At 45.6% G+C, this 12,810-nt stretch carries 12 protein-coding genes; 6 read left to right on the forward strand and 6 right to left on the reverse strand.

What is annotated here, in order from left to right; genetic code table 11:
- Positions 1-190 (forward strand): hypothetical protein (locus tag H6S82_RS32970; RefSeq protein WP_206756851.1); only part of this gene is annotated, 190 nt, incomplete at its 5' end.
- Between the two features lie 359 nt (positions 191-549).
- Here the strand turns inward: H6S82_RS32970 and apcB are convergent.
- Together apcB and H6S82_RS04680 are read right to left on the reverse strand one after the other, a co-directional pair.
- Entirely contained in the window at positions 550-1,059 is a 510-nt protein-coding gene (gene apcB, locus H6S82_RS04675) for an allophycocyanin subunit beta (RefSeq protein ID WP_190472941.1), read from the reverse strand.
- Positions 1,060-1,298: 239 nt separating this feature from the next.
- Positions 1,299-1,589, reverse strand: a complete 291-nt coding sequence (locus H6S82_RS04680; protein WP_190472939.1) for a hypothetical protein — start codon at positions 1,587-1,589, stop codon at positions 1,299-1,301.
- A 471-nt stretch (positions 1,590-2,060) separates the two neighbouring features.
- On the opposite strand from H6S82_RS04680, the gene glnA reads away from it, so the two are divergent.
- From glnA to H6S82_RS04700, 4 genes are all read left to right on the forward strand, one after another.
- Positions 2,061-3,482 carry a type I glutamate--ammonia ligase gene (gene glnA / locus H6S82_RS04685; protein ID WP_190472937.1) on the forward strand — a complete coding sequence of 474 codons (1,422 nt, stop codon included), beginning with the start codon at positions 2,061-2,063 and terminating at the stop codon, positions 3,480-3,482.
- Between the two features lie 208 nt (positions 3,483-3,690).
- Positions 3,691-4,590, forward strand: a complete 900-nt coding sequence (locus tag H6S82_RS04690; RefSeq protein ID WP_190472935.1) for a ferritin-like domain-containing protein — start codon at positions 3,691-3,693, stop codon at positions 4,588-4,590.
- 274 nt (positions 4,591-4,864) lie between these two features.
- The gene (locus tag H6S82_RS04695; protein ID WP_190472932.1) at positions 4,865-5,362 is read left to right on the forward strand and encodes a YbjN domain-containing protein; all 498 of its coding nucleotides are present in this window, start codon (positions 4,865-4,867) and stop codon (positions 5,360-5,362) included.
- A gap of 96 nt (positions 5,363-5,458) precedes the next feature.
- Complete coding sequence (locus tag H6S82_RS04700; protein ID WP_190472929.1) at positions 5,459-6,244, forward strand: biotin/lipoate A/B protein ligase family protein; 786 nt, start codon at positions 5,459-5,461, stop codon at positions 6,242-6,244.
- Between the two features lie 849 nt (positions 6,245-7,093).
- Here the strand turns inward: H6S82_RS04700 and H6S82_RS04705 are convergent.
- The 3 genes from H6S82_RS04705 to psaK (H6S82_RS04715) form a co-directional block, all read right to left on the reverse strand.
- Positions 7,094-8,335, reverse strand: a complete 1,242-nt coding sequence (locus H6S82_RS04705; protein ID WP_190472926.1) for a site-2 protease family protein — start codon at positions 8,333-8,335, stop codon at positions 7,094-7,096.
- Between the two features lie 338 nt (positions 8,336-8,673).
- A complete protein-coding gene (gene psaK / locus H6S82_RS04710; RefSeq protein ID WP_190472923.1) occupies positions 8,674-8,928 on the reverse strand; it encodes a photosystem I reaction center subunit PsaK in 255 nt (84 codons plus the stop codon).
- A gap of 87 nt (positions 8,929-9,015) precedes the next feature.
- Positions 9,016-9,297 (reverse strand): photosystem I reaction center subunit PsaK, encoded by a 282-nt coding sequence (gene psaK / locus H6S82_RS04715; protein WP_190472920.1) that lies wholly within the window; start codon positions 9,295-9,297, stop codon positions 9,016-9,018.
- A gap of 135 nt (positions 9,298-9,432) precedes the next feature.
- On the opposite strand from psaK (H6S82_RS04715), the gene H6S82_RS04720 reads away from it, so the two are divergent.
- Positions 9,433-10,074 carry a phosphoribosylanthranilate isomerase gene (locus H6S82_RS04720; protein ID WP_190472918.1) on the forward strand — a complete coding sequence of 214 codons (642 nt, stop codon included), beginning with the start codon at positions 9,433-9,435 and terminating at the stop codon, positions 10,072-10,074.
- Between the two features lie 18 nt (positions 10,075-10,092).
- Here the strand turns inward: H6S82_RS04720 and H6S82_RS04725 are convergent, their stop codons facing one another.
- On the reverse strand, positions 10,093-12,609 hold the full coding sequence (locus H6S82_RS04725) for a filamentous hemagglutinin N-terminal domain-containing protein (RefSeq protein WP_190472914.1): 2,517 nt from the start codon (positions 12,607-12,609) through the stop codon (positions 10,093-10,095).
- Between the last annotated feature and the right edge of the window lie 201 nt (positions 12,610-12,810).

A 12,810-nucleotide genomic window follows, 5' to 3' on the forward strand; every position in this document is an offset into this window, starting at 1 on the left:
TCGTTCTATATGTTTGGGCGCAACTTTTTGCGATCGAACTTGGGGAAGAGAGATTGTAGGGGCGAAGCATTTGGGCGATAACCTTTGTAACTCAACGAGAATATTTATATCCAAATGCTTCGCCCTGTCTTCGCGAGATATTTTCGATACAGGCGATTTGTGGGGGAGGGCGAAGCATTCGGATACTTAGATCTCGGTTTAGTTTCATAAACTGTCGCCCGAATGCTTCGCCCCTACAGAATTTGGCTCTTATATAATCTTACATTTACCAACAGCATCATTTATTCTGCGACGGTTCAAAATATTTGACGAAGCAAAGTTATACACAAGTTACGCATTTATCAGCCGAGTTTGATGAGTTTAGAAACAAAAACTCAAACAACGAGGCGGTATGAAATCTTCTAAAATCCAAAATCCAAAATCTAAAATCCAAAATTGACTGAGCGATCGCACTCCATTCCCTCACCAGGGAAAAAAGCTCGATCGCTCTATTTTTTCTATTAGTGCAGGCAGATTTTAATTCGATCGCTGCGATTTCAACCCACAGAATTATACATCCTGTTCGCTGAACTCGCGAGTCATGTGGTCAAACGGCTGATCTACAAATGCCGAATTTACGATCCCGGCTGCTTCTACTTGTTCTTTCACAATTTCTTTCATTATTTGGATACCGCGCACAGTTGGGCCGATCGGTACACCTAAAGAATTATAAGTTTCCCGCAACCCTTGCAACACGCGCTCATCCAGAACATTATTATCGCCTGCCACCAAAGCATAGCTGGCATAGCGCAGATAATAATCCATATCGCGCAGACAGGCAGCGTAGCGACGAGTCGTGTAAGCATTTCCACCGGGGCGAATTAGTTCCGGCAGTTCTTCAAACAACCGCAAACCAGCCTGCTTGACAATTGACGCTGCATTGCTGTTAATTACAGCTGCGGCGGCAACCCGTGCCGTACCCGTCTCAAAATAAGCTTTTAGCGTATCGACGGCATTGCGGTCTAGATAGCGACCGGTGACATCATAATTTCTAATCAGATTTGTTACTGCGTCCCGCATGAAATTGCTCTCCCAGTGATTACTATCGGGGGTTTTGCTATTGCACAATTACCTCTGCGTGCTTTCCGTCCTACTAACTACAGAAAAAGCACGCTTCCTTCAAGGCTGACGCTCCAGATTGACAAAGCTCAGCCTGGAAGCACAATCGTTTCCGCGTGGCATAGATAGCCGATTGTAGTTTACAACAAAACGATCCCCCTCTAGCTGTATCCCAAAGCATATTCGTTGGGAGCGCAACACTAAACAAGAGCTTTTTGTTTGGAGCGATCGTTCAACCGACAAACAGGATATTGTATCCTACTGCGGAACTCCGGTCTGAACCAGTCCATAACCTGACTGGGGATTACATTCAACTCTTCCGGATAACGCGGCTGCGGGTCATTCGTCAACCAAACCGGCGGTACCATCATCGGGTCGTATTCTGCGATCGTATACACAACACCCGGACGCTGCTTCAGTTCCACTCGCTGTCCCGCACGATATTGAAGCGCTTCTTGTCGATCGAAATCTGCCTGCATCTTAAAAGCCATCGTTATTGCCACGATAAACTGTAGTTATTGATACGATTCTACAGGTCAGACCGACTCGTAAAACAGCATTCTGTCAATTTAGCTACAAATTTTAACTTTTTCTAAATTTTTGTCCTCCACCAATACAAAAAATTTGTAGCTAAAAATACAAAATATTGTCCCCTCTGTCTTTAGGATGATGCAGGTACTATGAGCTTTTAGGCGTTAATCACGGGAGAGCTGCCTTTAGCAGCACAGGCTAAAACCTCTCATAGCTCAGTCGCTCCTCTCCCAAGGCCAACGTTGCCCCCAGACCGGAGACACAAGAGCAGTTATTTTTTAGTGTCAGCTCGACTCAGCCAAACTTATCCCGTTCAGTTCAACGGTAAATTAAACAAAAATTAAGTTTTACTCCCCTTGACCTGACCCTTCACTACCGCTCATTATCAGTATCCAGACTTAAGCAAGTACAAAAATTGAAGGAGCCATTCCATGCCCCAGACCCCCCAAGAAGTCTTGCAACTGATCAAAGAACAAGATATCAAGATTATCGACCTGAAATTCATCGATATGCCAGGAATCTGGCAGCATTGCTCGTTCTACTACAACCAGATTGACGAAAGCTCCTTTGACGCCGGCGTACCCTTCGACGGTTCCAGCATTCGGGGTTGGAAAGCCATCAACGAATCCGACATGACAATGGTGCCAGATCCAACCACAGCCTGGATCGACCCATTCATGAAAGAAAAAACATTGAGCATGATTTGTAGCATCAAGGAACCCCGTACCAACCAACCCTACAGCCGCGACCCCCGTACCATTGCCCAAAAAGCAGTAGATTACCTGATTTCCAGCGGCCTTGGCGATGTGGCCTTTTTTGGCCCAGAAGCTGAATTCTTCATCTTCGATGATGTCCGCTTCGACCAAACCGAAAACAAAGGCTACTACTACCTAGACTCAGTAGAAGGTCGTTGGAATTCTGGCAAAGAAGAAGCTGGCGGTAACCTTGCCTACAAGCCTCGCTACAAAGAAGGTTACTTCCCAGTTCCACCCACCGATACCCAGCAAGATATGCGGACGGAAATGCTGCTGACAATGGCAGAGTGCGGTGTACCAATTGAAAAGCATCACCACGAAGTAGCTACAGGCGGTCAGAACGAACTGGGTATTCGCTTTGCAACCTTGGTAGAAGCAGCCGACTACTTGATGACTTACAAATACGTCATCAAAAACGTTGCCAAAAAATACGGTAAAACCGTCACCTTCATGCCGAAACCCCTCTTCCAAGACAACGGTTCCGGTATGCACACCCACCAATCCATCTGGAAAGACGGACAACCTTTGTTTGCAGGCGATAAATATGCTGGCTTGAGCCAAATGGCACTCCATTACATCGGTGGTTTGCTCAAGCACGCTCCTGCACTTTTGGCAATCACCAACCCCACTACCAATTCCTACAAACGGTTAGTACCTGGATTTGAAGCACCAGTGAACTTGGCTTACTCCCAAGGCAACCGTTCTGCTTCCATCCGCATCCCCCTCTCCGGCAGCAATCCCAAAGCGAAGCGCTTGGAATTCCGCTGTCCGGATGCTACTTGTAACCCATACTTGGCCTTTGCGGCTATGCTTTGCGCCGGTATCGACGGGATCAAGAATCAAATTGACCCAGGCGAACCTCTGGATGTGGATATCTACGAACTCAGTCCAGAAGAATTGGCGAAGGTTCCTTCCACCCCCGGTTCTTTGGAAGGCGCACTGGAAGCTTTGGAAAAAGACCACGCTTTCTTGACTGAAAGTGGCGTATTCACCGAAGACCTCTTGCAAACCTGGATTTCTTACAAACTGGATAAGGAAGTCAACCCAATGCGTCTGCGTCCTCATCCTTATGAGTTCTCCCTCTACTACGATTGCTAAGAAAGTCAAAAGTCAAAAAAAGAGGGAGAAGGAAAAGGTAAAAGATTAATTCTTCCACTCTCCGACTCCCCGGCTCAAGAGACTTTTTACCTACAGCTATAAATGCCTAAGCCACTCGATCGCGATCGGGTGGTTTTTTTGCATCGATTCGTAAATAAAAACCTGAGTTAGGATCGAAATAGTTGTTCACAAAACGCAATAAATATTTATGACAGTTGCATACCCGCGTAAGCTGCGAAATAGCATTGGCGCTCGCCAGATTATGAAGCAAGTGGTGAGCGATCGCGAAGTGCATTTAATCACCCTCAACCGTTACCGCTACAGCGAACAGCGCAGCTGCAAAGACCTCACGGAACTGATCGAAGAGTTGGACGGACAACCGCCAGAACTGGTGCGCGACCTATCTCGTCACATTTCTGACGAAGCGCGTCATGCTATGTGGTTAACAGACCTGTTGGTAGATTTGGGAGCGAAGGTAAATACGCCCCCCGGTACTTCCTATATCAACGAATTTGAGCGTCTATTAGATAAAGACCAAAAAGATGCGACCAAAGATAGAGACGATTTTGTGATTTCTTCTCTAGCTGCGATTAACGTTACCGAAAAACGGGGTTGCGAATATTTCTCTGCCCACATACACGCCCTCAAAGAAGCTCCTCAGACAGAGGAAAATGTCAAAATTAGGGAAACTATTGCGCGAATTTTTCCAGAAGAAGCCGGTCACGTTCGCTGGGGCAATAGGTTGCTGGCGCAACTAGCTGACAAAAGTCCGGAACATCGGCAAAAAGTTGAGCAAGCTAAGCGCAAATATGCGGCGATCGAACAAGCAGCTTACGAGTCTGGTATGGATATTGTCCTGGGTGCCGAACTGCGTCGTTTGGAAAACCTGCTGCAAATTGCCAATACCATGCCTCTGTGGGAACGTCCCCAATACTTGATGGAACGCATACCCCAAACTTTACTCGCACCCGAATTGCAGTTTACCCGACTAGAGGTAGCTCAGCGCGTTTGGAACCGCGATCCAAAGGCATTTATGGAAAAATTTGTGCCTATGTTCTTGAGCGGCTTGAATCCCGCTCCTGACAAGCAGAAGAAAGCTACTGCTTAGAATGGCGATCGATCGGGGGAATCGGAGCGCCGCTTCCATTCATTATTATTTGGACATTAAAGCCCTTTTCAGGTCAGTGATGTACAGAGAAACCCGGTGTTGCAGAAGTTACCGGGTTTCTTCGCTACAAGATCGTGCAACTGAAAACGGCTATATTTACCACTTATAAGTTATCTTCAGTTTGGCGCATGACCGCTAGAGGTTAATCAAAGGATACCCAGAAGCGATAAATTTGGTTGAGGCACACCCAAACGAAGCGCGAAGAGAAATTTTTATGACCACCTACCAGCCAGATCCGCAAACGGTTGCTACTCAAACCTTAGCCAGCAATGAGCTAGTAGACGAGCTTCTGGAGGAAACAACGGAAATAGATTACGTCGAGGTGATTCAAACCGTCATCTCTAGCATGGCACAGGAAGACAGCGCGATGGTCAGCCAAACGGAGGCCGGTCAGATTTGGAAGTTTAAGTACGGTACTGTTGAAGTGTTTGTACATCTCACCGGTTCGACAGATAATGACAGCTTGACTGTGTGGTCTTCGGTGCTAAAGTTACCTGCTAAGAACGAACCCCAATTGATGCGTAAGCTTTTGGAAATGAATGGGGCTGAGACTTTTGAGGCTCGTTTTGCAATAGTAAACGAGCAAGTTGTCGTCATAACCTCTCGCACTGTGGCTGAGCTTTCCCCCGGTGAAGTTTCTCGTGCTATTACGATTGTGGCAACGATCGCAGATAATAACGACGAATCTTTGCAGGAACAATTCGGTCAATAATCAATAGTTATGCAAAATTTTCAAATTTTAAATTGCAATTTTATTTAAATCTGCAATTTAAAATTTGAAATCTGAAATTATCATCACAACTAACTAATGACTGTTGACAAACCTGTTTGGCGTTTAATACCGCTGTTTGAAGCTGCGGGTAGAGTGCAGATGGCGATCGATCTGTGGTTGCTCGAACAGCACCGTCAAGGCTTGCATCCTCCCACTTTGCGGTTTTACACTTGGAGTCCACCGGCTATTTCGTTAGGCTATCATCAGCGTCAGTGGCCGGAATTTTGGCAGCACCTGACTTGGCAAGGACAACCGATCGAACTGGTGCGACGTCCTACCGGTGGGCGAGCTGTTCTGCACCAAGGAGATTTAACCTATGCTGTGATTACTTCTGGATTGAGTGGCAGTCGCACCCAAGTTTATCAACAGCTTTGCGAATTTTTGATTGCGGGTTGGCGATCGCTCGGTGTCGAGTTACACTACGGTTTGGCTGGACGCGGCTATATTCACAACCCCAATTGTTTTGGGACAGCCACCGCAGCTGATTTAGTTTTAGCAGATAATTCCAAGTTGATCGGTAGCGCTCAACTTTATCGCGGTAATGCTATTTTGCAGCACGGTTCCATACGCTTGCACCCAGATCGCACCTTGTTCGCCCAAGTGTTTGAGACTGCTGTACCGCCCCCGATCGACATACCGATTATTCAACGGGCAGAAGCGCCGATCCAAATTGTTGTGGAGGAATTGATTGCTGCGGCTGAGCGTTGTTTTCAGGTTGAGTTTCAGATGCAGCCTCTGTCTGAGTTAGAATTCCACGCCATTTTGGCGCAGCCAATTTTAGAGGTTTTTCCTCTCGATCCGTCTGCGTCATCGCTCCCGTGACTGATTTTTGATAGTTAACGCTAGCACCTCGATACTTGAGCGTAAAGGTTGGCTGAATTATGGTGGGTTCTTCTGCGATTGGAGATTTCCAAACTTGACCGCGATATTTTCCTATAATCTCATCTCCAGTCAGTTTAACTTCCGGAGGATTATGTTCGTAGTTGAGGCCCCGATAACTGAGCTTTATTTCCTTTTCTGGCTCAGATTCCTCTTGGCTCATAGCCGACAACCACAATTTTCTAGCCGCGATCGCTACAACTGCAAGCAGAAATATCTGAATCTGCCAAGGTGCTAAAACTAAACTCAAAATTAAGCCCACAACTGAAATGGCAGCCGAGAGATAGGCCATTTCATCAGCCGAATTTTTAAAGATGAATAGTGCGACTGGCACTATTGCCAGAGGAATGAGGAAAAAAAGGTTCATTTTTAATACCTCTTGCCATAGAAGCCAAAGCGTATTTACTGAGAATTTCAGATTTTAGATTTCCAATTTCAAATTTTCGGTTAATCTTTGGTCTGAGGGTGGGTGTAGTCTTTCCGCAAAACAAGCTACACGCAACTTGCGGGAAACACTAGCAAATTTGAAATCTGAAACACATAAATTTGCAATCATCTTACTAATATACGATCCCCTGGCATAATTGGCGCACTTGTGGCAATTAAATAATCATCAGTTTTTGACAAAACAGCGCCTTCTCTCGCAGAGAGATATGGGACTAAATCGCCGACATCCTGGACTCTGGCGGTATTTGCTTGGTAGCAGACAGTTGCGATCTACCAAAAAATAACTATAGCAATAGATGAAGGTCGGTTAGGACAACTTTAACTTTTCCCCTAGACCCTAGTTTTTCAGGTTGAGAGAGGTTCTTTAGTTTGCGTTGCGGTTGACTCTGCGGCTGCTTGGGCGATCGCTGGAATGGGTAATCCGGGGGGATAGCTACCTTCTTCTTTGATCCGTTTGATTTGAGCCTCCGATATTTTAACGTTCAGCTTTTGGGCCATTGCTCGTACAATATCGCCGCGATCGATAATACCAGCCACAGTACCTGCCGGTGAAAGGACTGTAATTCTGGATAATTTGTCACTTTCCATCCGCTCGATCGCTTCCACCAAGGGCGTCTTTTCTTCCACGGTGTCGATCGCATCCAAAGGCTTGACAATACTGCGAACTGTTTGAGTTTCCCACTCGCTGCGTTCCAGCGCCCGAAAATCATCTAGCGAGACTAGACCCCGATAGCGACCGTCCGAAGCCGCAAAGTAAACCTCCGGCTGGGTAGCTTGTAAGAGGTAATCGTCTGCAAATTGGCGCAGCGTCATATCTGCATCGATAACGCGGAATTCTCTCGTCATAGCGTCTGCGGCTGTTAGCTGCAACAAGCTTTCTTGTAGGTTGGTGATTTGGTCGTAAGCGCTGGCATTCCGCAACACAAACCAGCCCAGTAAACCCATCCAGAGTATACCGGGTTCTGATGTGATTATGTAACTGAAACCGCTAAAGATAATTGCTACCCATCCTAAAATTTGTCCGGTGCGGGCTGCCCAATGGATACCTTGAAAGCGATCGCCTTTGAGCTTCCATACTGCTGCTTTCAAAATCTGCCCACCATCCAACGGAAGACCGGGAATGAGGTTAAACAAAGCTAACACTAGATTGATATTTGCCAAATGTGCAACTAAAACTTGCGCGGGACTCAACGGCGGCAATAGATAACTTAGCAGATTCAGTAACCCAAACAAGATTATACTCACGCAAGGCCCTGCGATCGCTACTTGAAAAGCCAAACCAGGTGTTTGAGATTCTCGATCGATCGACGCAATTCCACCAAAAAGAAACAAGGTAATTGAGCTAACCTTAATTCCTTGCGATCGCGCTACCAAACTGTGACCCAATTCGTGCAACAGTACTGAGCCAAACAGCAGTATAGCGATCGAAAAGCCAATCCCCCAAGATGTAACCAATTTCCATTGCGGATAAGCCTCTTGCAAGTTATACCCGTTGGCAAATGTAAAAATACCCAATATAATTAGCCACGAGGGGTCAATGTAGAGTGGAATTCCAAATATACTTCCGATTCTCCAACCTGCCTGCATAAAAAATTTTCCTTTACTTTTTTATCAATCTAATTTGTACGCTCGTGCTTAATTGCGTTACCACTTATGCCATTCAATAGAGTGCTATCTAACTAGGATAAACGCTACTTTGTTTAAAGTCTGTCTCTCAAGGGTCGGAACTTTTATTGACGAGCGACCTGCTGCAATACTTCTTCGGATGAGATTACAATTGTTAAAAAAATTTTTTGTTAGCTTTTTCCCTCTAATAGGTAATGCGATGCTGACGCTGCCCCAAATGGTTGTCACCCAGAATTAGGACAGCGCCTGATTAATGCAGCAGTTAGTTACGATCGACGGTTTAGGGTCAGAGCCAAAATTTAGAGAGCTCCAACGTTGGTCAATCCCAAGATCACTCCTGCTCCCAGGATATGACCAAAGCTAGTACCCGCAACTAACTGAGGAATACCAATCGGTCCTAAAGAGGGTTGACTTCCCCGATCCTGGGTAGCGTAGCGGGCGATCGCAATACCAAGGATGTTACAAATAATCATCACCAAGCCAATACTCAGAGACCAGGCTGGTGTTGCGGGAACGGTAGACTGTGCGGCAGCAAGTATCATCGAGTTAATCAAGATTTTTCTCCTTAATCGAAAAACTGACATTTTCATTTTCCCACTCAGCTACCCATCGCACAGCTGAGGTTCTGGAACGATTTCTTTTCAAAGGATACCCGCGTTGGTCAGTCCCAGAATGACCCCGGCACCCAATATGTGGCCGAAACTTGCTGTAGCAAGCAATTCCGGTATTGTAAAATTCCTGAACAGCGCTGGTTTACCAACGGGAAGATCTGGGCCGCTACCAGGGTTTTGGATGGCGAAGCGACCGATCGCGATCGCCAGTAAGTTGCATAAAATCATCACAAGTCCCACAGCCGGAGTCCAATTCGGTGTGCGGGGGACGGTAGATTCCACAACAGCCGCAAGTAAAGTTAAGTTAAGCAAACTATCTTTCCTGCTTTACTAAACAACAACAAAAATTATAAGAAGCGCTTACTAAATAACAAGAATCTGTTTTAAGAGTTAACATAAACTCAAACTTTTGATACAAATTGGACTGGTAGTGATGGAGTAGCGTTGATGCGGGTTAAAATTTGCGGAATTACTAAGCCGGAACAAGGAGATGCGATCGCCCGACTGGGAGCAACTGCTCTCGGCTTTATCTGCGTCCCCACATCTCCCCGCTACGTCATTCCTGCACAGATCCGGGCGGTGGTAGATCGATTGTCGGTAAATGTCGATCGTATTGGTGTATTTGCAAACAACACAATTGATGAAATTTGTCAAATAGTTAATGCGGCTGGATTGAATGGCGTTCAGTTGCACAGCAATGAATCTCCCCAATTCTGCCAACAGTTACGCCAGCTTTTACCAGATGTAGAAGTTATCAAAGCTCTGAGAGTGCAGACACCCGATTCATTATCTCAAGCAGACACCTACACGGATGCAGTTGATACGCTTCTGCTTGACGCCTACCATCCCACTCAATTGGGCGGTACTGGTAAAACACTAGATTGGACTACCTTACCAGGTTACACTCTCACTCGCCCTTGGTTGCTCGCCGGTGGTTTAACACCGGATAACGTGTTGTCAGCCCTGAGTCAAGTTCAACCCAACGGTATCGATTTATCCAGCGGTGTCGAGCGCTCTCCTGGAGATAAAGACTTACATAAAGTAGCGCAATTGTTTGAGAAATTAGGAACTAGAGTGGCAGTTGAGTAATATAGCGAAACTGCTCGATCAGATAGCGCAAATAGGTTGATTATCCCAAGAAGCAGCAAAGATCGCAGCCTTTTCATTCACTACTAATTGCACTTCTCCTTTTGGATCGATCTCCCATCCCGTCGCTTCCACAATAGGCGCTCGATCGTTTGCTATTGGAGAAACAGAAATTCGTTTCCTTTCCCGTTCCCCCGCGCGATCGCTTTGTCGAGCGACTGTTTCTAGATCGGAAACTCCTGCTGTATTATACCAACTGCTGAGAGCGTCGTAAGGATTTACCGGTAAACCGCCCTGTCCGGTAACTCTAAACGAATTGCCACTCGCAGCGCCACACCTAACAACCACAAGGTTACTGCGATCGGAAACTTTTTCTGGCAATACCGCTAATCCCGAAGTAGGGTTTAGATTGGGGGTGCTAATTTGTACAAGTCCATCAATCCCCGTTTGCGAACTGGCATTGATTTCGCTCAGGGAATTATTCAGGGAATCGCGAGTTTGCACTAATCCAAAAATTCCTTTAGCAGTAATATTTATCCTACCCCCATTACCAGCAGAGGCATTGACGATAATGTCGTTATTTTCATTTTTAATAGCAACAATAAACGGGGAATTAATAGTCATGTTACCCCCGTTACCAGACCCAGCCGCTTGTGCTGTAATTTGACTGTTATTGCGTAGAAACACATAATCCCCAATCAGGAGGTTCATATTACCTCCTCCTCCAGATGCGCTAGCAGCAGTTAACCGTCCTCTATCCAGAATAATCTGCCCTGCTGTTATTTTCAGATCGCCAGCTTCACCATAGCCTTGATTATCTACACCAACTAGAGCTTGGTTGGCAACAATCAGTCTCGGCGTATTAATAGTGGCATTTCCAGCATCTCCAGAAGGAACTACAGGTAATCCATAAAATTTTTGCGCTGGAGTATTAGATAAAGCTGATGAAGATAGCAAGCTAATCAGCGAGGTTCCACTAGCAACCCCTTTAACTTCAATAGATTCAGACGCATTTACAGTTAAAATTCCCCCCGCTCCAGTAGCTATAGTACTAGCACCGATACGCGCTCCATCCCGAACAATTAATCTAGAGGTATCAATCGTCAAATTGCCTGCTTTTCCTGGGCCGATTGTTTCTGATAAAATCGCAGTTCGGAAACCTGTGCGACTATTAAATCCAATCGCCTCTAAAGAATCTGTTACCTTCAGATGCACATTACCACCTCTGCCAAAATATGTAGTAATAGCTGATAAAGCTCCGCCATTGAGGATTTGGAAGCGGCGAGTCAATAGGGTAATATTTCCCCCATTTCCAGAACCAAAATTCATAGATTCGATGCCGCTTGCAGCGCCATTATTAAATCTTGAAGATTCAATAAATTTTACTAAGTCATTAGCTTCTACAGAGATGCTGCCCCCGTCTCCTGTTTGGAAAAGAACAGAGGTTATTCTGCCGCCATTGTTGACTATTAAACGGTGGGTGGAAACCATAATATTACCACCATTTCCTGCCCCTACTGTTTGACTTATTAAACCACTAGAGATACCGTTGGAGCTATCTCCATTTAATTCTACTGACTCTGAGGCGAACAGATCGATCGCTCCACCTGGTAAAGAACCAAGAGTGTTAGTAAAGGCGAAGGAGCCATCACTCATTTTTACCTGTCTTCCGACTATTTGGATACCCCTTCCCCCATCACCACTAGCATTCAGTAATGCGGCGTTAGATAAGTGAATATCTCCGTAGTTTTGCACCTGCGAATAGTTGAATATCAATCCGAATACAGTTGGATTGATATTCACTTGTCCTTGGCCTACACTTCCGACCTCTATTCGCCCACTTTCTGCTATTAGGATTCCACCATCTAAGGTTACTGGCCCACCAATCAAGGCTAAGGTACGACCCGATTTGACGTTTAGCCCTGAGTTTTCATCGCTAACTTGCACAGGCGGAGGAATCGGAGCGTTTTCCAATGTCAGATTGTGTCCTCTCCCGGAAACATGAATAGTGCCAGGACTTTGCCCAAACTGTAACCCTATGGGAACATTTATAGTCAACAGCCCTGAAGTTTGGGAATTAGCGGCGCTGAACTCTGTACCATCGCTAAACTTGAGGCTACTTGCTGTGGAAGCGAGAAACGAACCTCCAATATTCAGGCGTGCGTTGGCACCAAAAATAATGCCACTGGGGTTAATTAAAAATAGATTTGCTTGTCCGTTGGCGCGAATTAATCCATCAATGTTGGAGATTTGCCCTCCGGTGACGCGGGTAATGATGTTGTTAATGTCGATCGAGTTATTGAAAAATGCTGTATTGCCAGTTGAAACCGAAAATTCCCGGAAACTGTGGAATAAGTTGCTGCCTGCGGCTGTTCCACCATCTATACTGAAAGTATTTCCGTTAGGAGTAACGAGGGAATTAGTAGGCAGGGTGCTATCCGGAATGATTTGTGCGGCGACAGAGCTATGTAATGCCCACCCACTTATTCCTAATAAGAGGTAGGCGAACTTGTGCAGCCGTAAATAAAAATTATTCATCTTCCTCAAGCAGACTTGCAATCTCTCGCAAGCCAGTTAGTAACAATTTGAGGTTAACAAATATTTTTTACATTATTATCTCACAAATAAGCATTTTCGTCAATTATTAACTAAACTTAATATCTGGAGATTTTTATTTTAATACCCGGACAAAGGATTTCAATTATGTTGAACTTACCTTCTGAGTAATTTTGAGGTAAA

The sequence above is a fragment of the Planktothrix sp. FACHB-1355 genome (assembly GCF_014748295.1).
GTDB classification, from domain to species: domain Bacteria; phylum Cyanobacteriota; class Cyanobacteriia; order Cyanobacteriales; family Aerosakkonemataceae; genus Aerosakkonema; species Aerosakkonema funiforme_A.

Coding starts and splice junctions, on each gene's coding strand:
- H6S82_RS04680 (WP_190472939.1), bottom strand. CDS start 1,589: ATGGCTTTTAAGATGCAGGCAGATTTCGATCGACAAGAAGCGCTTCAA.
- H6S82_RS04690 (WP_190472935.1), top strand. CDS start 3,691: ATGACAGTTGCATACCCGCGTAAGCTGCGAAATAGCATTGGCGCTCGC.
- H6S82_RS04705 (WP_190472926.1), bottom strand. CDS start 8,335: ATGCAGGCAGGTTGGAGAATCGGAAGTATATTTGGAATTCCACTCTAC.
- H6S82_RS04695 (WP_190472932.1), top strand. CDS start 4,865: ATGACCACCTACCAGCCAGATCCGCAAACGGTTGCTACTCAAACCTTA.
- H6S82_RS04725 (WP_190472914.1), bottom strand. CDS start 12,609: ATGAATAATTTTTATTTACGGCTGCACAAGTTCGCCTACCTCTTATTA.
- apcB (WP_190472941.1), bottom strand. CDS start 1,059: ATGCGGGACGCAGTAACAAATCTGATTAGAAATTATGATGTCACCGGT.
- H6S82_RS04720 (WP_190472918.1), top strand. CDS start 9,433: ATGCGGGTTAAAATTTGCGGAATTACTAAGCCGGAACAAGGAGATGCG.
- H6S82_RS04700 (WP_190472929.1), top strand. CDS start 5,459: ATGACTGTTGACAAACCTGTTTGGCGTTTAATACCGCTGTTTGAAGCT.
- glnA (WP_190472937.1), top strand. CDS start 2,061: ATGCCCCAGACCCCCCAAGAAGTCTTGCAACTGATCAAAGAACAAGAT.